This is a genomic window from Streptomyces sp. NPDC040610, from assembly GCF_055594065.1.
This window is the reverse complement of sequence record NZ_JBVIXA010000001.1, coordinates 1,220,038-1,244,732: the sequence shown is the minus strand read 5'-3', so window position 1 is coordinate 1,244,732 and position 24,695 is coordinate 1,220,038. Positions and strand designations below refer to the sequence as shown.

Below are 24,695 nucleotides of genomic sequence, written 5' to 3'. Positions count from 1 at the left end.
GTCCGCCCCTTCTTCGTGTCCTACTGACGGGGGCTAGGGTAACGGCCGCTCCGGGCGCGGTTCGCAGGGAGTACGGCCTGGCCAGCGCACCGGTGGCGCCGGACGGTGTCCTCGGTGCCGCCGCCCTCGGTGAGATCCGGCGCGCTCGCCGCCCCGAGGCGGGCCAACGCGCTGGATCATTCACTCCCGCGCCGGGATTCTTGCGATATCGCGCGTTGTTCCGGCCGCGCCGCACCGCGGCCTTTGAGCTGGGAACCCCGCAGGAGGTCGCCAACGTGATCGTCTTCCTCAGCTCCCGGGGCGTCAGCTGTTCACCGCGTACGCCGCTCAGCGGAAGATGCCGGTGTGCCCCAGTGAGTAGCGGCCCGGCTGCGGATACACGGCCAGGCCGTGCGGGCCGCCTCCGACGGGGACGCGGGCCACCTGGACGCCGGTCCGGGTGTCGATCGCGTAGACCTCCGAGTCGTACCGGCCGGAGAGCCACAGCGTGTTGCCGTCGGCCGAGACCCCGCCCATGTCGGGGCTCCCGCCGTCCGGCAGGCGCCACTTCTTCGTGAGCTTGTCCCGGGTGAAGTCGAAGACGGAGACCGTGCCCTCGCCCCGGTTCGACACGTACATCTCGCGGGAGTCGCGGCTGACGTACAGGCCGTGGCAGCCCTTGCCGGTCCGCAGGAGCTTCGGCTTGCCGAAGGTGTCGCCGTCCAGGACCCACATGCCGTCGGCCATCATGTCGGCGACGTAGAACTTCTTGCCGTCGGGGGACATCTTCACGTCCTGCGGCATGGCCCCGTCGAAGGGGAGCTTCTGCTGACCGACGACCTTCATCTTCTCCGTGTCGACCTTCAGGAGCTCGCCGCTGAACTCGCAGGAGACGATGAAGTAGCGGCCGTCGAGGGAGAAGTCGGCGTGGTTGACGCCGTAGCAGCTCACCGGTTCGGTCTTGACGCGCTTCATGGTGTGCGGGTCGCGGAAGACGAGTTCCCGGTCGAGCGAGGCCATGACGACGGCGTACTTGCCGTTGGGCGTGAAGTAGAGGTTGTAGGGGTCGTGGACCTCCACCGGCTTGCCCGCCTTGCCGGACTTGGGGTCGATCGGCGTGAGGGTGTGGCCACGGTTGTTGTTGACCCAGAGGGTCTTCATGTCCCAGGAGGGGACCACGTGCTGGGGCTGGACGCCGACGGGGATGGTGTCGATGACCTTGTACGTCGCCGGGTCGATGACCGAGACCGTGTTGGAGTTGGTGTTGGGGACGTAGACGCGGGACGGGAAGTCCTTGACCACCGGGGAGAGCTTGTTCGGGCGGTCGGCGGCGTAGACGTCCTTGGGGTCGAGGACGGGCGGCATGCCGGGCAGGCCGTGGATCTTCTTCGGCTCGGCCGGTCTGACGGGGGCCTTGGTCGCGAGGGCCTTGTTCTCGCGGCCCCCGCGCTCGGTGCCGCAGCCCGCGAGGGCGGTGAGGACGGCCGCGCTCGCGAGCACGGCGGCGGCGCGCATGGCCAGGGTCAGGTTTCGCATCAGGTCAGCAGCTCCGTGGTCGTGACCGCGCGCAGGCCGCGGCGGTGGAGTTCGTCGAGGACGGCGGGGAGCGCGGCGACCGTGTCCGCGTACCCGAAGTGCAGGCTCACCACGGAGCCCGCACGGACCTCGGCGGCGACGGTGCGGGTGACGGCCGCGGCGCCGGGCGAGGTGAAGTCCAGGGAGTCGACGTCGTACGACAGGACGTGCGGGTAGCCCGCGCGGCGCGCGAGGCGGGCGACGAGCGGGCTGGCCCGCTGGGCCCGCGAGGGCCGGAACCAGTTGCCGATGCCGCCGGTGAGCCGCCGCAGCCGGTCGGCGCAGCCGGTGATCTCGGCGTACGCGGCCTGCTCGGGCAGCGCGTTGATGTCCCGGTGGTTCAGGGTGTGGTTGCCGAGGTCGTGGCCGCCGTCGAGGATGCGGCGGGCCATCCGGGGGTGGGCGTCGAGCCAGCTGCCGACGGCGAGGACGGTGACGCGGGCGCCCGCGCGCTCGGCCTCGGCGAGCACGGCGCGGGCGGTGCCGGGGTCGCCCTGGCCGTGGAAGGTGAGGGCGACCTCGGGGCGGCCGCGGGGGCTGTGGGCGATCTGGACGGGCAGGCCGGGGAAGCCGCGGGGGCCGGGGGCGGGGTCGCGGTGGGGGGATCCGGTGGGCCGGGGCTTGCTCCGGTGCTCGGTCGTGGAGCAGCCGGCGGCGAGGGCGCCCGCGAGGGCCAGGCCCACCGACGTGCGCAGTACTCGGCGGCGGTCGGTCCCGTCTGCACGCTCAGTCACGGGGACCATTTAATGGGGATCCATGACGAAAGCTGCTGATTGACCTGATTCAGGACGTTTGCGGGTCGCTGGCCTGGACCAGGAGGACCTCTCAAGCCCTTCCCATCGCCTCACACAGCTGCCGTTTAGCCATCGTTTACAAGGTGAGTGCTCTATCTCACCAAGGATTCACCTTTAAACTGTTACGTTCTGACCAGATATGCCCGAGTTGGGACTTTTGGATCGGTGGCGCCCGTCTGCCATAGTCGGGGACGAGCGACTCTCCTTGACCCGAGCTACGTCGTCTTCGCGGCCGTGAACGCACCCCCTTTTGTTCACGGTCCCGCTCGAAGGCCCCCGACAGCGCCGCACCCACGGCCCCGGGGGCTTTCGCGTACGCGCTAGCGCTCGGTGACCCGCATCTCGAACCAGGTCGTCTTGCCCCGCGGCAGCAGATCCACGCCCCAGCGGTCGGCGAGCTTGTCGACGAGGAACAGGCCCCGGCCGCTGATGTCGAGCTCATGGACAGGCATCAGACACGGCAGCCCCCGCGAGGGGTCGCGCACCTCGACCCGGATCCAGCCGCGCCGCCGCAGCGTGCGCAGACCGAAGACGCGGGCACCGGTGTGCCGCACGGCGTTGCCGACGAGCTCGGACACCAGGAGCACGACGTCCTCGGTGAGCTTGGGCGTCAGGCCCCAGTGGCGCAGGACGACCACCTGCGCGAGGCGGCGGGCGATGGCCGCGGACTCCGGGCGCGAGGGCAGCGGGACCTCGGCGTCGGCCGGGTTGCCGAACAACTCCAGCGCCTTCAGCGCGTGTTCGTCCTCCACTGCCGGAGACCAGCGCGCCGCGGTCGCACCTGTGCGCCGCCGCTGCTGTTCGAAACCCTCCTGCCCCGCCATGCCCCCATCATGGCCGCCCCACGACCGCATTGGGGCCGTTCCGACGGAATAAGCCCCCCGGAAGCTTCCATTCCGGGGGGCCGTCCAGGCATATGCCTGCGGCAGTTCAGCCTCTGCCGCACCCGCCCCCACCTGCGATGACTTCTTGCTCACAAGTGATCACGGAGCGCCCGCGAGGGCACTGCCTTAAGGTTGTCTTAAGCCTGCCATAATCCGCCCCTTCGAGGGACACTTTGGCTGACGAGCCTTCAACTGGCCTGACTTCAGCGGAACTTCGCCTTGCCGGGGCCGTCCTCCACGAAGCTGCGCATGCCCCGCTCACGGTCCTCGGTGGCGAACAGGCCCGCGAACCACGTGCGTTCGATGGCGAGACCGGTGTCGATGTCCGCCTCGAGGCCCGCGTCCACGCTCTCCTTGGCGGCCCGCAGCGCGAACGCCGGACCCTGGGCGAGCTTCGCGGCCCACGCGTGCGCCTGCTCGTACACCTCGGCGGCGGGCACGACCCGGTCCACCAGGCCGATGGTCAGCGCCTCGTCGGCCTTGACCATGCGGCCGGTGAAGATGAGGTCCTTGGCCTTGGCCGGGCCGACGAGCCGCGGCAGCCGCTGGGTGCCGCCCGCGCCCGGGATCAGGCCGAGCAGGATCTCGGGCTGGCCCAGCTTGGCGTCGTCGGCGGCGATGCGGAAGTCGGCGCACAGCGCCAGTTCGCAGCCGCCGCCGAGGGCATAGCCGGTGACGGCGGCCACCACGGGCTTGGGGATGCGGGCGATGGCGGTGAAGGAGTCCTGCAGGGCCCGGGACCGCACGATCATCGCCGCGTGGTCCATGTCCTGCATCTCCTTGATGTCCGCGCCCGCCGCGAACACCTTCTCGCCGCCGTAGAGGACGACGGCCCGCACGTCGTCGCGGGCGGTCGCCTCCGCCGCGAGGTCCTTCAGGCGGTCCTGGAGCGCGATGTCCAGGGCGTTCATCGGGGGGCGGTCGAGCCGGATCGTGCCGACGCCCTCGGCGACTTCGAGATGCACAGTTGTCATGCGGGGCACGCTAGCGCTCCGCTGGTTGTGCCGCGCCGTGGCGTCGGTCGTCTGCGGCTTCGTCGTGGCTTGTCGCGCAGTTCCCCGCGCCCCTTCGGGGCGCTCCCCTCGCCGCCCCCCCCTTCCGGGAAGGCCTAGGCCTTCCACTTCTCCCAGGACATGTTCCAGCCGTTGTAGCCGTTGTCCGGGGCGATGATCTTGTCGTTGGAGTTCTTCACCACGACGACGTCACCGACCATCGAGTGGTTGAAGAACCAGGCGGACGGCACCTGCTTGTCGTAGCCGCCGCGCACGTCCCGCAGGCCGATGCAGCCGTGCGAGGCGTTGTAGTTGCCGAACGCGCCGCCGCCCCAGTAGTTGCCGTGGATGAACGTGCCGGACGTGGACAGGCGCTGGGCGTGCGGCACGTCCTTGATGTCGTACTCGCCGCCGTAGCCGACGGTCTCGCCGTTCATGCGGGTCACCTTGAGGCGCTCGCTGATGACCATCTGACCGTTCCACGTCTCGTAGCCGGGCTTGCCGGTGGTGACGGGGATCTTCTTGAGGACCTTGCCGTCGCGCACGACGGTCATCTTCTTGGTCTTCACGTCGACCGTGGAGACCTGGCTGCGGCCGATCTCGAAGGTGATCGTCTTGGCCTGCTTGCCGTAGACCCCCGGGCGGCCCTCGACGCCGTCGAGGTTCATCTTCACGGTGACCTTGGTGCCGGGCTTCCAGTACTTCTCCGGGCGGAAGTCCAGGCGGTCGTTGCCGAACCAGTGGCCCTCGACGGGCACGGAGGGCTCGGTCTTGATCTCGATGGCCTTCTCGACCGCGCCCGGCGCCGTGATGCCGCGCGAGAAGTTCACCGAGAACGGCATTCCGACGCCGACCTTGGTGCCGTCCTCCGGGTTGAACTGGCCGACGAAGGTGTTCTTCGGCACCAGGGTCGTGAACGCCGAGTCCTTGGCGGACGTACGGCCCTCGGAGTCCTTGGCGATCGCGTGCACCTTGTACTTGGTCCCGGCGGCGAGGTGCCGGTCGGGGGTCCACTTCGCGCCATCGGCGACGATCTTTCCGGGGACGGCCTTGCCCTTGGGGTCCTTGACCGTCACCTCGGACAGCTTGCCCTTGGCCGCGGATATCCTCAGCGCCCCGCTGGTGGCGACGGCGTCCGCGCCGTCCTTGGGGGCGATGGTGACGACGGCCTGCGAGGGCTTGTTGTCGTCCCCCTTGCCCTTGCCGCCGTCCCCGTCGCCGGAGTCGGAACCGCCGCCGCACGCGGTGACGAGCAGCAGCGTCGCCCCGGACGCCGCCGCGAACAGTGTGTTGGCGCCCCGCCGCCGCCCGCGCTTTCGCGCGTGGGCCGACGCCCCCGATATCGGTCGCCCGTTCAAGATTTTCTCCCCTCGCACGGCCCGATCAGGCCCGCACTCCAGTGCCCCGCGCGGTGGTCGAGAATGAGCCGACTCGCGCACTGCGCTAGATAACCACAGGCCCCGAAGCGATGACTCCCCGCCAATGTCACCGTTCCGTTCCAACTGCGTTCACGGTGCGGACCTGTGGCCGTCAGGGGCGGCCGGGGCGCGGCTTCTTGTCGCCCTTTTTCCCATCTGTGGCTTTCTTTCCCGTCTTCCATTCCTGCCAGTCCATGTTCCAGCCACCGAGTCCGTTGTCGGGAGCGACCTTCTTGTCGTTGCTGTTGACGACCTCGACGACGTCGCCGATGAGGCTGCGGTCGAAGAACCAGCCCGCGGGCGTCCGCGAGCTGCCGCCCTTCACATCGCGCAGGCCCACACAGCCGTGGCTGACGTTGGTGTTGCCGGGCGCGTGCGGCGCCCAGTAGTTGCCGTGCAGGAAGGTGCCGGAGGTGGTCAGGCGCATCGCGTGCGGCACGTCCGGGATGTCGTACTCGCCGCCGAAGCCGACGGTGCGGCTGTTCATGCGGGTCACCTCGAGCATCTCGGTGACGACCATCTTGCCGTTGTACGTCGTGGTCTTCGGGGCGCCCGCGGTGATCGGGACCGTGGTGAGCAGCTTGCCGTCGCGGCGTACCTCCATGGTGTGCGCGGCGGCGTCGACCAGGCTGACCTGGCTGCGGCCGACGGTGAAGGAGAACGTCTTGTCCTGCAGGCCGTAGACGCCGGGTGCGGCCTTCACATCGCGCAGGTCCAGGTCGACGGTGACCTTGGTGCCGGGCTTCCAGTACTTCTCGGGGCGGAAGTCGAGGCGGGTGGTGCCGAACCAGTGCGGCCGGATCTCCACGTCCGGCTCCGCGGTGACGCGGACGGCGCGCTGGACGGCCGTCCTGTTGGCGACCTCGCGGTTGAACTCCAGGGAGACGATCATGCCGGTGCCGACCGTGGCGCGGTGCTCCGGCGTGACGTACCCGATGAAGCGCTCGTCGGGGACGAACGTGGTGAAGGTGGTGTGCCGTGCCGTGCGCCGCCCGTGGCCGTCGAGGGCGACCGCGTCCACCGTGTACTTGGCGGCGAGCGCGAGCGGCCCTTCGTCCACCGGGCGCCAGGTCGTGCGGTCCGCGCCGATGCGCCCGCGCACCTCGGCCTCCTGCGCGTCCTGGGACCGCACCACCCGCACGGACTCCAGGCGCCCGTCCGGCACCCGCACCTCAAGGCGCTCCCCGGCGCGCACGTTCTTGTCGCCGTCGCCGGGCGTGACCCGGATCGCGTCGGCGGGCCGCGGCGGCTTGCCGAGCGCCCCGTCGAGCTCGGAGCCGGAGCAGCCCGTGGCCCCCAGTACCAGTCCTGCCCATGCCACCGCTGCGGCCAGCGCGGCCCCTGCGCGCCGAGCGCGCCTCGTTGCCTGTCTCACGTGGGTCCCAACGACCGTGCCCGCCCGGGGAAACGTGAGTGCGACGCACCGGCTGGGCAGAACAGACAGCAAGGACGTCGTGCGGGCAGCCGCGGCCGGGACGCCGCACGCCCTGAGCGCGCGCGTCGACCGGCCGGAGCCGCGGGAGGCGAGCAGGTGTCGAGCGCAGCCGAGCAGGAGGCAGTCCAGCGGGCACGGGCCCGGGTCCGCGGCCGGCCGGACGACGGCACGGACACCGCCGCGGGGTCCAACGGCGGGCCCAACGGCGGGCGCGGGGCGCGGGCGCGGCAGGCACCCGCGCGGACCGTGTGGCCGGGGGCGCCGACGCCGCTCGGCGCCCGGTTCCGGGTGGGGCCCGACGGGGTCGCGGGCACCAACTTCGCCCTGTGGGCGGGCGGTGCGGAGGCCGTCGAGCTGTGCCTGTTCGACGAGGACGGCGGGGGCGGCGGCCGTGGCGGCCAAGTCGTCGAGACGCGCTGCCCGCTCACGGAGCTGACGCACGAGATCTGGCACGGCTTCCTGCCGGGTGTCCTTCCGGGGCAGCGGTACGGCTTCCGGGTGCACGGCCGCTGGGACCCGTGGACGGGCGCCCGGTTCAACGCGGCGAAGCTGCTGCTCGACCCGTACGCCCGCGCGGTCGACGCGGGCGCGGGCAACGACTACGGCGCGCTGCCGCCGGAGGTGTACGGCCATGTGCGGGACTGGCCGCAGCAGCACGTCGCCGACACCGTGCGCGACGACCGCGACTCGGCGCCGTACGTCCCCAAGGGCGTCGTGGTGCACGACGACGCGCCGGACGACGAGTGGTGCGACGACCGGCGCCCGAAGACCCCCTGGGCGGACTCGGTCATCTACGAACTCCACGTCCGGGGCTTCACCCGGCTGCACCCCGGCGTCCCGGAGCCGCTGCGCGGTACGTACGCGGGGCTCGCGCACCCGGCCGTCGTCGACCATCTCCTGCGCCTCGGGGTGACGGCCGTCGAACTGCTCCCCGTGCACCAGTTCGCGCACGAGGACCATCTGCTGCGCCGGGGCCTGAGGAACTACTGGGGCTACAACTCGATCGGCTACTTCGCGCCGCACGCGGCGTACGCGGCGTCCGGCACCCGCGGCCAGCAGGTCGGCGAGTTCCGGCGGATGGTGCGGGCGCTGCACGAGGCCGGGATCGAGGTGATCCTGGACGTCGTCTACAACCACACGGCCGAGGCGGGCGAGCTGGGGCCGATGCTGTCCCTGAAGGGCATCGACAACCGCGGCTACTACCGGCTCCAGGGCGACGCGCGCCGGTACGCCGACTACACCGGCTGCGGCAACACCCTGCACGTCGTCCAGCCGCACGTGCTGCGCCTGATCACCGACTCGCTGCGGTACTGGGTGTCGGAGATGGGCGTGGACGGCTTCCGCTTCGACCTCGCGGCGGCGCTCGCGCGCTCCTTCCACGACGTCGACATGCTCTCGCCGTTCCTCGCGGTCATCGCGCAGGATCCGGTGCTGCGGCGCGTGAAGCTGATCGCCGAGCCGTGGGACGTCGGGTCCGGCGGCTATCAGGTGGGGGCGTTCCCGCCGCTGTGGACGGAGTGGAACGACCGGTACCGGGGGGCTGTGCGGGACTTCTGGCGGGGCGCGCTGCCGGATGTGCGGGACCTCGGCTACCGGCTCTCGGGGTCGAGCGACCTGTACGCGTGGGGCGGGCGGCGGCCGTACGCGTCGGTGAACTTCGTGACGGCCCACGACGGCTTCACGCTCCGCGACCTGGTGACGTACGAGCGCAAGCACAACGAGGCCAACGGCGAGGGCAACAGGGACGGTGCGGACGACAACCGGTCCTGGAACTGCGGGGTCGAGGGCGAGACGGACGACGCGGACGTGGCCGCGCTGCGGCGGCGCCAGCTGCGGAACCTGATGACCACGCTGCTGCTCTCGACGGGCGTGCCGATGCTCGTCGCGGGCGACGAGATGGGGCGCACCCAGGGCGGCAGCAACAACGCGTACTGCCAGGACAACGAAGTGAGCTGGGTGGACTGGGAGTTGCGGGACGAGCCGGGGTGGCGGGAGCTGTTCGAGCTCACCGCGCGGCTGATCGCGCTGCGGCACCGGCATCCGGTGCTGCGGCGGCGGGCGTTCTTCTCCGGCCGGGCGCACTCGGCGGACGGACTGCGGGACCTGGCGTGGTTCACGGCGCGCGGCACGGAGATGACGGAGGCCGACTGGTACGCGCCCGCGGCGACGCTCGGCATGTATCTGTCGGGGCGCGACATACCGGGGCGGGACGCGCGCGGGGCGGCGGTCGTCGACGACAGCTTCCTCGCGGTCCTGCACACGGCGGAGGGTCCCGTCGACTTCGTCCTGCCGGGGCCGCCGTGGGCCGCCGCCTACGAAGTGCTCGTCGACACCTCCCTGGAGGAGCAGGAGGACGCGCCGGGGGCGCTGCTGGCGGCGGGGGCGGCGGTGCGGGTGGACGCGCGGTCGGTGCTGCTGCTGCGGGCGGTGCCGGGGGACGGGGGACCCGAGGGTTCCGGGGCCGGGGGCGCTGGGGCAGGGGGCGCGCACGGGACTTGATGGACTTTCAGGTCCGTACCAAGGTATTGCCCATGGCGCGGACCCGGACGAAGCTCACCGCATGGACCTGGAGTTGCGGCACCTGAAGACGATCCGGGCGATCGCCGACGCGGGCAGCCTCACCAAGGCTGCCACCGCCCTCGGCCTCGCGCAGCCCGCGCTCAGCACCCAGCTGAAGCGGATCGAACGGGCCCTGGGCGGGGAGTTGTTCGAGCGCGGGCGGTCCGGGGTGCGGGCCACCGCGCTCGGCGAGTTCGTGCTCGCCCGGGCCCGGATCGTGCTGCCCGCCGTCACCGGGCTCCAGGAGGAGGCCGAGCGGTTCACGCGCGGATGGCAGGACCGGCGCGGGTTCCGGCTCGGCGGTACGCACGGGCCGCTGCTCGGAGGGCTCGTGGACCGGCTCGCCGCCGCGCACCCCGACCAGCCCGTGTCCACGTACACCTCCTGGTCGGAGCGGGAGATCGCCGCCCAGGTGGCGGACGCGCGGCTCGACTTCGCGCTCGTCGGGACGTGCGGGGCGAGCATGCCGCCGGAGAACGAGCGGCTCGTGTGGCGCGAGGTGGCGCGCGATCCGGTGTTCGTCATGCTGACCACGGGGCATCGGCTCGCGGGGGCCGCGGAGGTCGAGCTGGGCGAGCTCGCGGGGGAGGCGTGGACGGACGTGCCCGGGGACGGGTGCTTCGGGGACTGCTTCACCGCCGCGTGCGCGCGGGCCGGGTTCGCGCCGTCTTCGGTGTACGAGACCGATACCGCGTCGTGCGTGCATCTGGTGCAGGTGGGGCGGGCCGTGGGGCTGTGCCGGGCCACGTTTCCGCCGACCGAGGGGATCGTGACGCGGCCGCTGGCGGGGGCGCCGCTGTACTGGCGGCATCTGCTGGGGTGGCATCCGGAGACGTATGCGCATGACACGGCCGCGGAGGTGCTCGCGCACGCGCGGGCCGCGCATGCGCAGGCTGCGGCTCGCAGTGAGAGCTATTCGGCTTGGCTGGCTCTGCCGGGGGCGGACGTGGGTTAGCCCTCGCGGGGCGCCCCGGGGCCGCCGCCGATCGGCCTGCGGCCTCGCCCTCGCCCTCGCCCTCGAACACCGGACGGGCTCCTCCTGCCCCCGTCCATAACGTCGACGGAGGGGGGCAACTGGCATCTATTTACCGCCTGTTGACCCTTCTACGGTGTGGTCGACCGGAGAACGCGCGGGTCCCGCTTCCCCGCTTTCAGGGATCCGCCGCTCCCCGTCCACACCGAGGAGAGACCCCCATGCAGCTCAGACATGCCTCCCCGACTCACGACAGTTGTAAAGTCCTCCGCCGCGCGCAGGCGGCGGGTGCCGCGCTCGCCGCCGCCGGTGCGCTCGTGCTCGCCGGTCTTCCCGGCTCGGCGGTCGCGCAGTCCGACTCCCCGTCCCCCTCCCCCACTCCCCGTGACGCCGCGGCTGCCGCCGCCGTGGCGCAGACGTCGCCCGAGGTCCTGAAGGCGATGCAGCGTGATCTGCGGCTGACCGCAGGGCAGGCCAAGGCGCGCCTGGCCAACGAGGCGGAGGCGGGGGCCGCGGGCGGCGCCCTGCGGTCCGCGCTCGGCCGTGACTTCGCGGGCGCCTGGGTGAGCGGCGCCACCTCGGCCTCGCTCACCGTCGCCACCACCGACGCCCGGGACGTCGCGGCCATCGAGGCCGAGGGCGCCCGCGCCCTTGTGGTACGCCACTCACTCGGCCAACTGGACGCCGCCAAGGCCAAGTTGGACCGGGCCGCGAAGAGCACTCGCACCGCCGACGCGCCCGTGTGGTTCGTCGATGTGAAGTCCAACGCCGTCGTGGTGAAGGCCGTCAAGGCCGCCGCGGCGCACCAGCTGGTGAAGGCGGCGAAGGTCGACCGCGGGCTGGTCCAGGTCGAGCGGACCTCCGAACGGCCGCGGCCCTTCTACGACATCGTGGGCGGCGAGGCGTACTACATGGGCAGCGGCGGCCGCTGCTCCGTGGGCTTCTCCATCACGCAAGGGTCCACGCAGGGCTTCGCGACGGCGGGCCACTGCGGGCGTGCGGGCACCACCACGCGTGGCGTCAACCAGCAGGCCCAGGGCACGTTCCGCGCCTCGATCTTCCCGGGCCGGGACATGGCGTGGGTGGCCGCCAACGCGCAGTGGACGTCGACGCCGTACGTCAAGGGCTCCGGCGGCCAGCGCGTGAGCGTCGCGGGTTCCACGCAGTCGCCGGTGGGCGGCTCGATCTGCCGCTCCGGTTCGACCACCGGCTGGCACTGCGGCACGATCTCGCAGCACAACACCAGCGTCACCTACCCCGAGGGCACCATCAGCGGTGTGACCCGCACGACCGTGTGCGCGGAGCCCGGTGACTCCGGCGGCTCGTACATCTCGGGCAGCCAGGCGCAGGGCGTCACCTCCGGTGGTTCGGGCAACTGCCGCTCCGGCGGCACCACGTTCCACCAGCCGATCAACCCGCTCCTTCAGCAGTACCAGCTGACGCTGAAGACGACGGGCGGCGGCCAGGACCCTGACCCCGGTGACCCGAGCGGCACCTGGGCGGCGGGCTCCGTCTACGCGGCCGGTGACACCGTCACCTACGACGGCGCCACCTACCGCTGCCTCCAGCCGCACCAGGCCCAGCCCGGCTGGGAGCCGCCGAACACTCCCGCCCTGTGGGAGGCCGCCTGACCCTTGCCCCGGGCCCGCCCTGACCGGCGGGCCCGTCCGGCTCCCGGGCCGGACCACTGCTCATCCGCGCTGGTGGGAGCGTGGATGCGGACCCATGGGACGTCAGGTCACGACTCCGGGGGGAGACGTGGCCGCAAGGACCGGATTCCGGTCTCGGCCGACCGCGTGGACGGTCAGTCGAGGATGCCGCGGCGATAAGCGGTCGCTACGGCCGCGGCCCGGTCCTTGACGTCCAACTTGCCGTAGATATGGGTGAGATGGGTCTTGACCGTGGCTTCGCTGATGAACAGCCCCTTCGCGATGTCACGGTTGGACGTGCCCCTGGCGACGAGTGCGAGCACTTCCCGTTCGCGGGTGCTCAGCCGCTCGTCGTCAGGGGCACGTACGCGTCGTACCAGGCGGGACGCGACGGCCGGGGACAGCACCGTGCGGCCCTCGGCGGCGGCGCGGACGGCGCCGAACAGCTCGTCGCGCGGGGCGTCCTTCAACAGATAGCCCGTCGCACCGGCCTCGATGGCGGGCAGCGTGTCGGTGTCCGTGTCGTACGTCGTGAGCACCAGGACGCGGGCGCGGGCGCCGCGCCGGGACAGCTCGGCGATGGCGTCGACCCCGCCGCCGCCCGGCATCCGCAGGTCCATGAGGACGACGTCCGGGTCGAGCCGGGCGGTCAGCTCGACGGCCTGGACGCCGTCGGCCGCCTCACCGAGGACCTGGAATCCGGGCGCCGACTCGAACATGCCGCGCAGCCCGTCGCGCACGACCGGGTGGTCGTCGACGACCAGGAGGGTGATCACGTCAGTGTTCATCGCCCACCAACGGTACGCGCGCCGACACGGCCGTTCCGCCGCCGGGCTCCGACTCGACGGTGAGGGTGCCCGCGATGCGCTCGGCGCGGGCCCGCATGCCGGTGAGGCCGAAGCCGCCCGCGCTGGTGCGGGCCGTCCTGGCGAGCGGGTCGAAGCCGCGGCCGTCGTCGCGGATGTCGAGGGCGACCTCCCCCGCCATGTACGACAGGGTGACGCCGACGCGGGTCGCGGCCGCGTGCCGGGCCGCGTTCGACAGGGCCTCCTCGACGATGCGCAGCAGGGTCGCCTCGATCTCCTCGTGCAGCGGCCCGTCGGTGCCGGTGACCGTGAAGTCGGCGCGCACGCCCGTGCGGTCGCCCCACTCGGTGACCGTCTTGCCGAGCGCCTTGGGCAGGCTGTTGTGCTCCAGGGCGACCGGGGCGAGGTTGTGCACGGAGCGGCGGGCCTCGCCGAGGCTGTGCCGGGCCAGGCCGGTGGCCCGGTCCAGGTGCGCGCGGGCGAGCTGCTGGTCGGGGGTGTTCGCGACGACCTGGAGCTGGGCGATGATGCCGGTGAGGCCTTGCGCGATGGTGTCGTGGATCTCGGCGGCGAGGCGCCTGCGCTCGTCGGCCACGCCCGCTTCGCGCGCTTGGAGCAGGAGTTGGGCGTGCAGCGCGGCGTTCTCGTCCAGGGCCTGCTGGAGCGCGGCGTTGGCCGCTTCGAGCTGGTCGATGGTCCGCTCGTGGAACCGGGTGCGCTCCTCCTCCTTGTTGGCGAGGTGCGCGAAGACCGTGAGCAGCCCGACGTTCACACCGAGCATCGCGCCGAACACCACCCAGCCGACCCGCCCGTGCGGCGGCAACCCGCCCGCCTGCGCGCCCGCCATGGTCACGGCGGTCGCGAACAGGCCCACCGGGACCAGGCGGTGCTTCAGCAGCCGCTCGGACCCGAAGTACCCCGTCACGGCGTAGAACACGAAGAACGGGTTCAGCCACGACAGCGTGAACGCCAGCGCCCAGCGCAGGAAGTAGTACACGCTCCCGAAGCGCGATGGCCCCGGCCGGGAGCGCGCGGCCCCGATCCACCGGACCTGGAGCGCCACGGCGGCGGCGACGAGCCCCGCCGCCAGGATCCACGCGTCCCACCCCATGCCGACGACATCGGCGGTGGCCGCGGAGAGCAGGGTGCCGAAGGCGAGGAGGACGAGGGGGCCCCAACGGTGGAACAGCTCCCAGCGCTCGGTTACGAGGGCGGTGGGGGTCGGGGTGGAGGCGGAGGTCGGCGTGGAGCTGGAGGTCGAGGTGGGCGTGGGGGTGGGAGCGGAGGCCGGCGTGGCGCTGGGGGCGGATGGGGTGCTGAGGGTGTCCCGACCCGGGGGCCTGCCGGAGTCGGCGGGGGTGTCGGGGCCCTTCGGCGTGCCGGGTCGTGCCATGCGCCCAGTCTCGTCCACCCGGCCGACGGCATCCGCCGCGCCCCCGGTCACTCCCAGCGGAACCATCGCCCCGCCGCCGCGGTGAGCACCGCCGTCCACAGCACGAGGACACCGAGGTGGACCGGCCCCGGCCAGTCCCCGGCCGCCGCCTGGTTCAGCGCTTCCGCGGCCGCGCCGAACGGCAGGGCCTCGACTATCTGGGCGAGGGTGTCCGGCATCGCCCGCACCGGCAGCCAGACGCCCGCGCTGAACATCATCGGGAAGAACACCGCCGAGCCGACCGCCGTCGCCGCCTTGGAGGTGCGCGAGAGCGCCGACACCAGGGCGCCGAGGGCCAACGCGGAGGCTGTCGCGAGCACCAGCGCGACCGCGTACCCGACTGTCTGCCGGGGCAGCGGCACGTCGAAGACGGCCCGGCCCACCGTCAGGGAGAGCAGCGCCGAGCCGAGCGCGGCGGCGCCGTGCAGTCCCATCTGCGCGCCGAGCACCGCGGCGGGCCGCACGGGGGTGGCCGACATCCGGCGCAGGATCCCGCGCTCGCGATAGCCCGTGATGACCGGCGGCATGGCCTGGACCCCCGCCATGATCATGGAGAGCAGCACGGTCACGGGGACATACGCGTCGACCAGGCGGATGCCGCCCAGGTCGTCCTGTGCCTCCCGGAAGGAGGGGATGGACCCGAGGACCACCAGGAGCACCGTGGGGAAGGCGAGGATCCAGAAGAGCGAGCCCGGTTCCCGCCGGAACAGCCGCACTTCGGCCTTGAGGACGGCTCGGGCGGCACCGGGGGCGCGGGCCGGGGCGGCGTGCGGGCCGGGGGCGGGCCCGGGGGTGGCGGGGCTGGTGGCGGCGGAGGTGGCCGGGCCGGCCGAGTCGACGGGGCTGGTGGGAGAGGTCATGCCGGGGCTCCGTGGTGTCCGGGGCGTGTGGGCGTGTGGGCGTCGGTCGGGGTGGGCGTGTGGCCGTCGGCCGGGGTGGACGCGTCGGTCTCGGTGGTCGTCAGGTCGAGGAAGGCGTCGTCCAAGGTGGCGTCGGTGACGCGGAGTTGGTGGGCCGTGATGCGGTGGCGGGCCAGGAGGGTGAGGAGGGCGTCGACCGTGGCGTCGGTGCCGTTGAGGGTGAGGCGGCCGTCCTTCTCCGTGGCGGAGCTGAGCCGGGGCAGCGCGGCCAGGTCGGCGGGGGCCAGCGGCACCGACGGCGTGAAGGAGATGACCGTGGAGCCGGCGGAGCGGCCGATGAGGCCCGCGGGGGTGTCGAGCGCGGCCACCCGGCCCCGGTCGATCACCGCTATGCGGTCGCACAGCCGCTGGGCCTCCTCCATGAAGTGGGTGACGAGCAGGACCGTGACACCGCTGTCCCGCACCTCCTCGATCAGCTGCCAGGTGTCCCGGCGGGCCCGTGGGTCGAGGCCGGTGGTCAGCTCGTCGAGGACGACGACGCGGGGGCTCCCGATCAGGGCGAGGGCGATGAACAGGCGCTGCTTCTGGCCACCGGAGAGCTTGGCGAAGCGGGTGTCGAGCTTGTCGGTGAGGCCGAGGCGCTCGGCGAGCGGGCGCCAGTCGGCCGGGCGGGCGTAGAACGCGGCGTACAGCTCGAGGGCCTCGCGGACCGTGAGCTTCGGCTGCAGCTCGCTCTCCTGGAGCTGTGCGCCGAGGACGCGGGTGACCTGGGCGTGGTCCGCCACCGGGTCGAGTCCGGTGACGCGCACCGTGCCCGCGTCGGGCACGCGCAGGCCCTCGACGCATTCGACGGTGGTCGTCTTCCCCGCGCCGTTGGGCCCGAGGACGCCGAAGATCTCGCCCTGCTCGACGGCGAACGAGACGCCGTCTACGACGGCCCGGCCGCCGTAGACCTTGCGCAGGTCCCTGACTTCGATGATGGGAGGAGGCATGCGACAAGCCTCGCCGTCACGGCCCCCGCCCCACATCGGCCATCCCGCCGCGACCGCCATCCACCGATCGGTTGATGGCCCCCTACGACCCCCGGGGCGGCGCGCCACCGCCCCGCGGACTAGGACCAGCGGCCGACCCGGACCGGGCCAAAACTCGGTGGGCGCTGTCAGTGGTGAAACGTAGGCTCGCTCCTGATGTCCACCACACGCGCACCTGCCCAGGACCCCGGCGGCCGCTCCGCCGTCAGGACGCTCACACGGCTGTGGCCGTATGTGCGCCCCGTACGAACACGCCTGTTCACGGCGGCGTTCGTCGCCATCGTGGCGTCCTGTACGGGCCTGCTGTTCCCGCTCGTCCTGAAGTGGATCGTGGACGGCCCGGTGGCCGACCGGGACACCGGGGGCGTCTGGCTCGGGGCGCTGCTCCTGCTGGGGCTCGGGGTCGTGGAGGCCGTGCTGTTCGGCTTCCGGCGCTGGCTGGTCGCGCGGCCGCTCGCGGGGGTGGAGGCGGAGATGCGGGCGGACCTGTTCCGCCACCTCCAGCGGGTGCCCGTCGCCTTCCACGACCGGTGGGCGTCCGGCCAGTTGCTGTCGCGCGGCACGACCGATCTGATGCTGGTGCGCATGTTCCTCGCGTTCCCGCTGACGTTCCTGGTGGTCAACGGCACGACGATCGCGGTCGGCATGGCCATTCTGCTGGCCCAGGACTGGACGCTCGGCCTGGTGCTGCTCGCCCCCGTGGTGCCGATGGTGGTCTTCCTCGCGTACTTCGAGGGGCGGTACGCCGCCGTGGCGCGGCGCGCGCAGGACCAGGTGGGCGATCTGACGACGGTCGTCGAGGAGAGTGTGCTCGGCATCCGGATCATCAAGGGCTTCGGGCGGCACCGCAGTCAGGCCCGGGCGTTCCGCGAGCTGTCGGGCACGCTGCGCGGCACGGAGCTGGCCAAGGCCCGCCTCCTCGCCGCGATCTACGCCGTGATCATGACGCTGCCGGAGCTGGCGATCGGGGCGGCGCTCGTCCTCGGCTCGGTCCAGGTGGCCGACGGCGACCTCTCGACGGGCACGCTGGTGGCGTTCCTGTCGACGGCGCTCGCGCTGCGCTGGCCGGTGGAGTCGATCGGCTTCCTGCTCGCGATGAGCCAGGAGGCGGCGACGGCCACGGAGCGGTACTTCGAGGTGATGGACGCGGAGCCGGAGTCGGACGCGGGGACGGCTTCGGGCGACTCGGGGACGGACTCGGGCAACTCCCACTCGCCGACGGGCAAGGGCAGGGCGGGAGCGGTCGTCGCCGTCCCCGCGCCCCGCACCCCCACCGCCGACACTCCGGCCGACGACACTCCGGCCGACGACACTCCGACCGACACCACCCCCGCCGACGGCATCCGCTTCGAATCCGTAGAGTTCCGCTACCCCGACGCCCCGACCGACGCCCCGCCCGTCCTGGACCGCATCGACCTGCACATCCGCACCGGCGAGACGCTGGCCCTCGTCGGCGCCACCGGCAGCGGCAAGACCACGCTGACGGCCCTCGTGCCCCGGCTGCACGAGGTGACAGGCGGCCGCATCACGCTCGACGGCGAGGACATCGCGGCGATGCCGCGCGAACGCGTGCGCACGCTGGTGTCCATGGCCTTCGAGGAGCCCACCCTGTTCTCCGCGTCCGTGGGCGAGAACGTGCTCATGGGGGCCGACGGGAGCGCGGGCGACGAGGAGTTGGGGCGGGCCCTCGCGGTCGCGCAGGCCGAGTTCGTGCACGGGCTGCCGAAGGGGGCGGACACCCAGGTCGGCGAGCAGGGCCTGAGCCTGTCCGGCGGGCAGCGGCAGCGGCTCGCGCTGGCCCGCGCGGTGGTGGGCAGGCCGCGCTTCCTCGTCCTTGACGACCCGCTGTCGGCGCTGGACGTCCACACGGAGGCGCTGGTGGAGGCGGCGCTGCGACGGGTCCTGAAGGACACCACGGCGCTGGTGGTGGCGCACCGCCCGTCGACGGTGCTGCTCGCGGACCGGGTCGCGCTGCTGTCCGGCGGCCGCGTCACGGCCGTGGGCACGCACCAGGAACTGCTGCGGGAGAACGCCGAGTACGCATGGCTGATGTCTGGGGGGACGGACGAATGAGCACGGTCGGCGACAAGAAGACCCAGCCGGGCGACGAGCGGTCCGGCGCACCCGCCGGACCCTTCGACAAAGCCGTCACGCCCGACGACACGACCGCCGGACCCTCGGACGGACCGAACAGGACCGCCGAACGCCCGGACGGACCGAACAGACCAGACGCATCAGACAAGGCCGCCCAGGAAGCCCTGGACGACGCCTTCGACCAGGACACCCTCCCCGCTCCCCCGGGCGCGACCGGCGCCCTGCTGCGCTCCCTGCTCGCGCCCCGCCGCGCCCGCGTCACGCTGGCCGCCGTCCTGCTCCTCGTCCAGCAGGCCGTCATCCAGGCGGGGCCGCTGCTCGTCGCGTACGCCATCGACCGTGCCGTGCCCGCGTTCCGCGCGGACGACCACGGCCCGCTGATCGCGGTCGGCGTGGCCTACCTGGTGTGCGCGGGGGCGGCGGGGGCGTTCCAGTACGCCTTCATCGTGGCGTCCGCCCGCGTCAACCAGGACGTGCTGCTCGATCTGCGGGGCCGGATCTTCCGGCACGGGCAGGCGCTCAGCGTGGACTTCCACGAGCGGTACACGTCGGGGCGGCTGATATCCCGCGCCACCACGGACGTGGAGTCGCTGCGGGAGCTGCTCAACGAGGGGCTTCAGGAACTCCTCACGGTGGTGCTCTCGTTCGTCACCATCTCGGCGATGCTGCTCTGGCTCGACCTGGGGCTCGGCGCGGTCGCCGTCCTGTCGTTCGTCCCCCTGTACGCGCTGATACGGATCTACCAGCGCCGCGCGGGCAAGGTGTTCCGCGTCCGCTCGACCGCCGTCGCCGCCGTCATCGTGAAGTTCACGGAGACGATGAACGGCATCCGCCCGGTGCGCGCGTTCCGCCGCGAGCGGGCCAACGAGGCGCAGTTCGCGGCGCTCAACCACCGGCACGAGCGGACCAACGGCGACGCGCTCCTGGAGATGGCGCGGTACGTGGTGGGCTCGCGGCTCGTCGCGAACACGGCCGTCGCGGGCATCGTGCTGTGGGGCGCGTACCGCGTCGCGCAGGACACGCTCGCGCTCGGCGTGCTCGCCGCCGCGGTGCTGTATCTGCGGCGCCTGTACGACCCGATCGACCGGCTCGGGATGTTCCTCAACTCGTACCAGTCGGCGGCGGCTTCGCTGGAGAAGATCGCGGGGCTGCTCGCGCAGACGCCGTCTGTGCCGGAGCCGGAGTCCGGCACCGAGAAGCAGCTGCCGCCGCTCGCGTCCGAGCACCCCGGCCGCACCGTCGAGTTCGACGGCGTGCGCTTCGCGTACCGCACGGGCGGTGAGATCCTGCCGCGCTTCGACCTGACGCTGCCCGCCGGGCAGACCGTGGCCGTCGTCGGCTCGACGGGCGCGGGCAAGTCGACGCTGGCGAAGCTGCTCGCGCGCTTCTACGACCCGACGGACGGGCACGTCCTGCTGGACGGCGTCGACCTGCGCGACCTCGCCAACGCCGAGTTGCGGCGTGGCGTCGTGATGGTCACGCAGGAGGCGTTCCTGTTCTCCGGCACGGTCGCGGAGAACATCGCGATCGGCCGCCCGGACGCCACCCGCGAGGACATCGAGCGCGCCGCGAAGGCCATCGGCGCCCACGACTTCATCACGTCCCTGCCCGACGGCTACGACACCGACGTACGCAAGCGCGGCGGCCGCATCTCGGCGGGCCAGCGCCAACTCGTCGCGTTCGCCCGCGCCCTGCTCGCCGACCCCGCCGTCCTCATCCTCGACGAGGCCACCAGCTCCCTGGACATCCCCGGCGAGCGGGCCGTGCAGCGGGCGATGGACACGGTGCTGCGGGGCCGCACGGCCGTCGTGATCGCCCACCGCCTGTCGACGGTGGAGATCGCCGACCGGGTCCTGGTGATGGAGCACGGCCGGATCGTGGAGGACGGCACGCCCGCCGAACTCATCACGGGGACGGGCCCGTTCGCGGAGCTGCACCGGGCGTGGCGGGACAGCGTGGTGGGAAGCGGGGCCTAGCGGCTCCGCCGGGCGGTCCATGACGGGCCGCGTCAGGCGCGCGCCGAGCCCGTCACGGCGGTGAGGGCCTGGTGGAGGGTGGTGTCGGCCGGGGGCCCTGCGGGCCAGCGCGCCGCGACATGACCGTCGGGGCGGACGAGCAGGGCTCCGTCCGGGCCCAGGCCGCAGGCGTCGGCGTACTCCCCCGGCAGCGGCTCGAAGCGCAGCGGCCACGGCCCGTCGGCCCCCGGCTCCCAGCGCGCGGGCTTGGGGGTGAGCACGGTGAACCACTCGCCGCAGGCGTCGAGCGTGGAGCGCCCGGGGGTGAGCCAGAGGTGGGGCATGCGACGGCCCGGCGCCGCCGACGGAAGGTAATCCGTGCCCTCGCCGCCCTCGCCGCCCCCATCGCCCTTGCCGCCATTGCCGTACGACGACGGCTCCGGCGGAGCGCTGCCATCGGGAAGGACGGCACCGGACTCATAACTGACCCCGAGCACGAGCCCGAGCTGGGCGAAGTACCGCTCCGACCAGGGGAGTTCCAGCCGGTCCTGCGCCACGGCAGCGGACCGGAGCTGTGCGCGGCGCCGCTCCTGCACCTCGAACGCGAGCTTCGTGTTGGCCACCGCCTGGCGGAGCGTCCGATGGGCGACGGGCAGCCGTTCCGTCTCGTACGTCTCCAGCAGGCCCGGTCCGGCCCAGCCGCGCAGGACGCCCGCGAGCTTCCAGCAGAGGTTGTGGACGTCGGCGAGGCCCGCGTTCATGCCCAGGCCGCCCATGATGGGGAGGGCGTGCGCGGCGTCACCGGCCAGCAGGATCCGGCCGTGGCGGAAGCGTTCGGCGACGGCGGCGTTCATGGTCCAGTGCTGGACGCGCAGCACGTCGGCCTCGATGTCGGCGCCGATGGCGTGCGACACGAGGGCGGGCCAGTCGGCGCGCGCGGTGTCCTCGGGGGTGGGGGCGAGCCAGGACCAGCCGCCCTCGGGGTAGAGCGGCAGGAAGGTGCCGTGCGCGGTGAAGTAGACCCCGGCGGGCTGCCGGGCCGCCAGGGCGCTCAGGTCGGCGTCGAAGACGACGGTGGTGACGTGGGCCAGCTCGCCGGGGCCGGTCGTGGGGATGCCCAGGTGCCGCCGGACGGTGGAGTTGGCGCCGTCGGCGGCGAGGACGTAGCGGGCCCGTACGCGGGTCTCCTCGCCGCGCCGGTGGTCGACGAGGACGGCTGTGACGCCCTCGCCGTCCTCGGTGAGGCCGACGAGTTCGACGCCGAACCGCACGGGTGCGTCCGCCGCGCGCAGGAGGAGGGGTTCGAGGCGGTCCTGCGAGGTGACCGCGCCGGTCACGGGGCTCTCCGGTACCGGCGCGCGCACCCCCACCATCGCCGCGCCGGCGAAGTCGGGGCCGGACAGGGTGTCGCGGAAGCGGACGCGGCCGTACTCCGGCGGGAACGCGGCGTCGGTGATCGGGGCGGCGAGGCCGAGGCCGCGGTAGATCTCCATGGAGCGCACATTGACCAGCCGGGAGCGGGGAAACGGCGACAGCTCGGTGCGCTTCTCGACCAGGGACGTCCGTACGCCCCAGCGCTCCAGGAGCACCCGGGCGGTGAGCCCGACGGGCCCACCGCCCACGATCAACACGTCCACGTCCACGTCCACGTCCACGTCGGCGTTCGCTTCGGGCACGTCGGGCATCTCCCGCTCACCTCGGTCCGTCGGGGTACGCGGCGACCGCACCGCGACGAGGCCCATCATCCGCACCCGGCGGCCGCCCGCAACGCCCGCGCGTCGGCGTACACCCGAACGTGCTCAGGCGGTGCCCCCGGCCGCGTAGAACGCACGGGCCGCGAGGCCGATCCACTCCGGCCGCTCCCAGGTGGTCCAGCGGGCGCGGGCGGCCTTGTCGACGGCGGCGGCCGTCTCGTCGGCGGAGGCGCCCCCGGTCCGCAGCCGGTGCGTCTCGGCGCGGACGTACTCCAGGTAGTCGCGGACGTCGCGGATCAGGGACGCGTCGGTCACCTCGCCGTGGCCGGGGACGACGATCTCCGGGTCGAGGGCGAGGAGTTCGTCGAGGACGGCGATCCAGCGGTCGCCGTCGATGTCGGTGTCGTACGGCGGGAAGTACGGGGCGATCGGGAAGATCCGGGTCTCCAGGAGGTCGCCGCCGAACAGCACCCGGCCGTCGACGAGGACGATCTGGTCGGACGCCGTGTGCGCCGGGCCGACCGTCCGTAGCTCGGCGACGCGGCCGCCGAGGTCGAGCTCGGCGCGGCCCTCGTAGACGACGTCGGGGTCGACCAGTGTGACGCCCTGAAGCTCGGCCGCCACGGCATCGCTCAGACCCTTGAACATGTCGAGGTACGCGGCGCCCTTGCGGCGCAGTTCGGCGCGCTGGCCCTGGTTGTAGACGATGGTGGCGACGCCCTTGAACGCCTGGGCCCCGAAGCCGTGTTCGGGATGGAAGTGGGTGACGGTGAGATAGAGCTTCCGGCCGCCCGCGAGCTCTCGGGCGCGCTCCAGGACGTAGGCGCCGTTGCGCGGGCCGATGCCGGTGTCGACGACCAGCGCGGCGTCGGCGCCCACGACGATGCCCACGTTCGGGACCAGCTCCACGCGCCCGTCGGGGATCACGTGGACGCCGTCGGCCACTTCGACGGGCTCGCCGCGCACGAGGGGCGGGGGTACGGCGGTCAGGTCGGGGGCGGATTCCGCGGCCGCGGTGCGCGCGTTCTCCGACGCACCCGGCAACGACCCTTCCCCCGCCCCCTCCGGCACCCCGTCCGGCACCCCTCCCACCGGCCCCCGCATCGAGCCCTCCACCGGTCCCTGCGTGCCCATGACCCCTCCAATCTAAGCAGCGTTCAGATTGCACGGGCACCGTAACACCAATCTGAGCGCTGTTAAGATCCGGCGCATGGGAAAGGGCACGGGAAGCGGTACGGGGCGAGGGCGCTATCACCACGGAGACCTGCGCGGCGCGCTCCTGGACGCGGCCGAGGCGCTGGTCCGCGAACGTGGCGTCGACGGCTGGTCGCTGCGGGAGGCGTCCGCCCGGGTCGGGGTCAGCGCCAGCGCCGCGTACCACCACTTCGCGTCCCGCGACGCGCTGGTCGGGGCGCTGTCGCAGCGGGTGCTCGGGCAGTTCGGGGAGCGCATGGGCCGGGCTGCCGACGTTCCCGGCGGGGCCGACCCGCACCGGAGGCTCGTGGCCGTCGGGCAGGCCTATGTGCGCGCGGCGCTGGAGGATCCGGCGGTGGCGCGGCTGGCCTTCGGGGCGGGGGCCTCGCCGGCCGGGCAGGGGCAGGCGTACGGGGGCGACCACCCCGCCCCGCACCCCCACCAGGTCCTCGACGCCGAGCTCGACCTTCTGGTGGAATCCGGCCACTTGACGGCCTCGGCGCGGCCCGGAGCCGACTTCGTCGTCTGGACGGCCGTCCATGGGCTCGCCGTCCTGCTCGCCGACGGCCTCATCGCCGTCGACGGCCCGGAGGCCGCGGAGCGCCAGGCGGAGCGTGTCGTCCGCGCCACGCTGACCGGCCTCCACCACGAAGCCCTGCCACCCGAGCCGTGGCCAACCCCCCACTCGGCCCACACCAAACGCACAACCGGGACCCCCCACCCGTAACCACACCCCGACCTGGGTCCGCACCCCCCACATCAGAGGCACCGCCGGCCAGGGCTATGCCCACCCGTGCCGCCCCTGGCGGCCCAGCTGCCCACAGCGGGGGGGCAGCTGGCATTGACCGCACCCCCCACCGAACCGAAAGCCGAAAGGGGAACCCCACCGGACCGATCCCCGCAAACGAACCGGAGGGGACGTGCCGGTATGTCCGCGCGCAGCTCGGCCCACCACGATGGGCGTACAGCAAAAACGTTGGCGATGAGGCACACGCGAGCACGGACATACCGGCACGGCCCCGCCCCACGAACCGAAGCGAGGGCGAAGGACCGCAACCCCCACAGAGCCCCCACCGCGCCCCCCACCGCGCCCCCGCGAGAAACCGCATACCGGACTCAAAAATTCGGGCACCGAACGGAATCCAGCCAAAGTACGTTCACCGACCTGACATGTCCCTGTCTCGAATGGCACTCTTCCCCTCACCAGTCGCACGCGCACTCACGCGTGAGCGACTCCCGCGCACCGCACTGCACCGTGCGCACCGCACGACAGCTCACCGCACCACGTACTGCCTGCTCCGCCCCGGACGGTCACCCGCCGTCCGGTCGCCCCCTGGCCGCTCCACCAGCGGCCGCGCAGAAGGAGTCCGT

Annotated in this window: 18 protein-coding genes; 6 read left to right on the top strand and 12 right to left on the bottom strand. The window is 72.8% G+C overall.

Annotated features, from left to right (window positions below; all coding sequences use genetic code 11):
* Nucleotides 1-327: 327 nt before the first annotated feature.
* The 6 genes from ACZ6AA_RS05515 to ACZ6AA_RS05490 form a co-directional block, all read right to left on the bottom strand.
* Nucleotides 328-1,515 (bottom strand): YVTN family beta-propeller repeat protein, encoded by a 1,188-nt coding sequence (locus ACZ6AA_RS05515; protein ID WP_468452211.1) that lies wholly within the window; start codon nucleotides 1,513-1,515, stop codon nucleotides 328-330.
* Nucleotides 1,515-2,288, bottom strand: a complete 774-nt coding sequence (locus tag ACZ6AA_RS05510) for a polysaccharide deacetylase family protein (protein WP_468481929.1) — start codon at nucleotides 2,286-2,288, stop codon at nucleotides 1,515-1,517. Before ACZ6AA_RS05510 ends, ACZ6AA_RS05515 begins: the two co-directional genes overlap by 1 nt.
* Nucleotides 2,289-2,668: 380 nt before the next feature.
* Nucleotides 2,669-3,277, bottom strand: a complete 609-nt coding sequence (locus tag ACZ6AA_RS05505) for an ATP-binding protein (RefSeq protein WP_468452623.1) — start codon at nucleotides 3,275-3,277, stop codon at nucleotides 2,669-2,671.
* A 158-nt stretch (nucleotides 3,278-3,435) separates the two neighbouring features.
* The gene (locus ACZ6AA_RS05500) at nucleotides 3,436-4,206 is read right to left on the bottom strand and encodes an enoyl-CoA hydratase/isomerase family protein (RefSeq protein ID WP_405661391.1); all 771 of its coding nucleotides are present in this window, start codon (nucleotides 4,204-4,206) and stop codon (nucleotides 3,436-3,438) included.
* Between the two features lie 134 nt (nucleotides 4,207-4,340).
* A complete protein-coding gene (locus tag ACZ6AA_RS05495) occupies nucleotides 4,341-5,582 on the bottom strand; it encodes a L,D-transpeptidase (RefSeq protein ID WP_468452215.1) in 1,242 nt (413 codons plus the stop codon).
* 172 nt (nucleotides 5,583-5,754) lie between these two features.
* Nucleotides 5,755-6,963 carry a L,D-transpeptidase gene (locus ACZ6AA_RS05490; RefSeq protein WP_471456394.1) on the bottom strand — a complete coding sequence of 403 codons (1,209 nt, stop codon included), beginning with the start codon at nucleotides 6,961-6,963 and terminating at the stop codon, nucleotides 5,755-5,757.
* 210 nt (nucleotides 6,964-7,173) lie between these two features.
* Here ACZ6AA_RS05490 and glgX point away from each other — a divergent pair, with 210 nt between their 5' ends.
* The 3 genes from glgX (at nucleotide 7,174) to ACZ6AA_RS05475 (ending at nucleotide 12,240) form a co-directional block, all read left to right on the top strand.
* Nucleotides 7,174-9,576 (top strand): glycogen debranching protein GlgX, encoded by a 2,403-nt coding sequence (glgX, locus tag ACZ6AA_RS05485; RefSeq protein ID WP_468452219.1) that lies wholly within the window; start codon nucleotides 7,174-7,176, stop codon nucleotides 9,574-9,576.
* Nucleotides 9,577-9,637: 61 nt separating this feature from the next.
* Nucleotides 9,638-10,591: a LysR family transcriptional regulator gene (locus ACZ6AA_RS05480; protein ID WP_468452221.1), complete on the top strand. Its 954-nt coding sequence runs from the start codon at nucleotides 9,638-9,640 to the stop codon at nucleotides 10,589-10,591.
* A gap of 239 nt (nucleotides 10,592-10,830) precedes the next feature.
* Nucleotides 10,831-12,240, top strand: coding sequence for a carbohydrate-binding protein (locus ACZ6AA_RS05475; protein ID WP_468452223.1), 1,410 nt, complete (start codon nucleotides 10,831-10,833; stop codon nucleotides 12,238-12,240).
* Between the two features lie 173 nt (nucleotides 12,241-12,413).
* On the opposite strand, the gene ACZ6AA_RS05470 is transcribed toward ACZ6AA_RS05475, so the two are convergent.
* The 4 genes from ACZ6AA_RS05470 to ACZ6AA_RS05455 are packed head-to-tail and all read right to left on the bottom strand — an operon-like array spanning nucleotide 12,414 to nucleotide 16,348.
* Nucleotides 12,414-13,046 (bottom strand): response regulator, encoded by a 633-nt coding sequence (locus ACZ6AA_RS05470; protein ID WP_468452225.1) that lies wholly within the window; start codon nucleotides 13,044-13,046, stop codon nucleotides 12,414-12,416.
* A complete protein-coding gene (locus ACZ6AA_RS05465) occupies nucleotides 13,036-14,457 on the bottom strand; it encodes a sensor histidine kinase (RefSeq protein ID WP_471456391.1) in 1,422 nt (473 codons plus the stop codon). Before ACZ6AA_RS05465 ends, ACZ6AA_RS05470 begins: the two co-directional genes overlap by 11 nt.
* Before the next feature lie 47 nt (nucleotides 14,458-14,504).
* Nucleotides 14,505-15,356 (bottom strand): ABC transporter permease, encoded by an 852-nt coding sequence (locus ACZ6AA_RS05460; protein ID WP_471456389.1) that lies wholly within the window; start codon nucleotides 15,354-15,356, stop codon nucleotides 14,505-14,507.
* Nucleotides 15,353-16,348: an ABC transporter ATP-binding protein gene (locus tag ACZ6AA_RS05455; RefSeq protein WP_471456388.1), complete on the bottom strand. Its 996-nt coding sequence runs from the start codon at nucleotides 16,346-16,348 to the stop codon at nucleotides 15,353-15,355. The genes ACZ6AA_RS05460 and ACZ6AA_RS05455 overlap by 4 nt, the downstream gene beginning before the upstream one ends.
* A gap of 195 nt (nucleotides 16,349-16,543) precedes the next feature.
* Between ACZ6AA_RS05455 and ACZ6AA_RS05450 the strand changes: the two genes are divergently transcribed.
* Nucleotides 16,544-18,460, top strand: coding sequence for an ABC transporter ATP-binding protein (locus tag ACZ6AA_RS05450; protein ID WP_471456386.1), 1,917 nt, complete (start codon nucleotides 16,544-16,546; stop codon nucleotides 18,458-18,460).
* Nucleotides 18,457-20,457 carry an ABC transporter ATP-binding protein gene (locus ACZ6AA_RS05445; protein ID WP_471456384.1) on the top strand — a complete coding sequence of 667 codons (2,001 nt, stop codon included), beginning with the start codon at nucleotides 18,457-18,459 and terminating at the stop codon, nucleotides 20,455-20,457. The genes ACZ6AA_RS05450 and ACZ6AA_RS05445 overlap by 4 nt, the downstream gene beginning before the upstream one ends.
* A gap of 32 nt (nucleotides 20,458-20,489) precedes the next feature.
* On the opposite strand, the gene ACZ6AA_RS05440 is transcribed toward ACZ6AA_RS05445, so the two are convergent.
* Together ACZ6AA_RS05440 and ACZ6AA_RS05435 are read right to left on the bottom strand one after the other, a co-directional pair.
* Nucleotides 20,490-22,121, bottom strand: coding sequence for an FAD-dependent monooxygenase (locus ACZ6AA_RS05440; protein ID WP_471456382.1), 1,632 nt, complete (start codon nucleotides 22,119-22,121; stop codon nucleotides 20,490-20,492).
* A gap of 114 nt (nucleotides 22,122-22,235) precedes the next feature.
* Nucleotides 22,236-23,264, bottom strand: coding sequence for an MBL fold metallo-hydrolase (locus tag ACZ6AA_RS05435; protein ID WP_468452239.1), 1,029 nt, complete (start codon nucleotides 23,262-23,264; stop codon nucleotides 22,236-22,238).
* 76 nt (nucleotides 23,265-23,340) lie between these two features.
* On the opposite strand from ACZ6AA_RS05435, the gene ACZ6AA_RS05430 reads away from it, so the two are divergent.
* Nucleotides 23,341-24,051 carry a TetR/AcrR family transcriptional regulator gene (locus ACZ6AA_RS05430; protein WP_468452240.1) on the top strand — a complete coding sequence of 237 codons (711 nt, stop codon included), beginning with the start codon at nucleotides 23,341-23,343 and terminating at the stop codon, nucleotides 24,049-24,051.
* Nucleotides 24,052-24,695 lie beyond the last annotated feature (644 nt).